1 rRNA gene is annotated in these 1,041 nt (G+C 53.8%); it reads right to left on the bottom strand.

The features are described from left to right. Positions 1-5: 5 nt before the first annotated feature. Positions 6-1,041 (bottom strand): 23S ribosomal RNA (locus ACXR2T_RS15765); the annotation flags it as partial.

Raw genomic sequence — 1,041 nt, 5'->3', positions numbered from 1 at the left:
GGGGTGAAGTCAAATCATCGGCTTATTAGTACCAGTCAGCTCCACACATTACTATGCTTCCACATCTGGCCTATCAACCCAGTAATCTACTGGGAGCCTCACACACCATACGGTGTACGGAGATCTCATCTCGAGGCCGGCTTCCCGCTTAGATGCTTTCAGCGGTTATCCATCCCGAACGTAGCCAACCAGCCATGCCCTTGGCAGAACAACTGGCACACCAGAGGTCCGTCCAACCCGGTCCTCTCGTACTAGGGTCAGATCCTCTCAAATCTCCAACGCGCGCAGAGGATAGGGACCGAACTGTCTCACGACGTTCTAAACCCAGCTCGCGTACCGCTTTAATGGGCGAACAGCCCAACCCTTGGGACCAACTCCAGCCCCAGGATGCGACGAGCCGACATCGAGGTGCCAAACCATGCCGTCGATATGGACTCTTGGGCAAGATCAGCCTGTTATCCCCGAGGTACCTTTTATCCGTTGAGCGACAGCGCTTCCACAAGCCACTGCCGGATCACTAGTCCCGACTTTCGTCCCTGCTCGACCTGTCAGTCTCACAGTCAAGCTCCCTTGTGCACTTACACTCGCCACCTGATTGCCAACCAGGTTGAGGGAACCTTTGGGCGCCTCCGTTACATTTTAGGAGGCAACCGCCCCAGTTAAACTACCCACCAGGCACTGTCCCAGAACCCGATCAGGGTCCGTAGTTAGATATCCAATATGACCAGAGTGGTATTTCAACAACGACTCCACCAACACTAGCGTGCCAGCTTCACAGTCTCCCACCTATCCTACACAAGCCACACCGAACACCAATACCAAGCTGTAGTAAAGGTCACGGGGTCTTTCCGTCCTTCTGCGCGTAACGAGCATCTTTACTCGTACTGCAATTTCGCCGAGTTCACGGTGGAGACAGCTGGGGAATCGTTACGCCATTCGTGCAGGTCGGAACTTACCCGACAAGGAATTTCGCTACCTTAGGATGGTTATAGTTACCACCGCCGTTTACTGGGGCTTAAATTCAAAGCTTCGACACCAAAG

The organism is Leucobacter faecis, assembly GCF_054456635.2.
The sequence above is the reverse complement of the archived record's forward strand: the minus strand, read 5'-3'. Positions and strand labels throughout refer to the sequence as shown.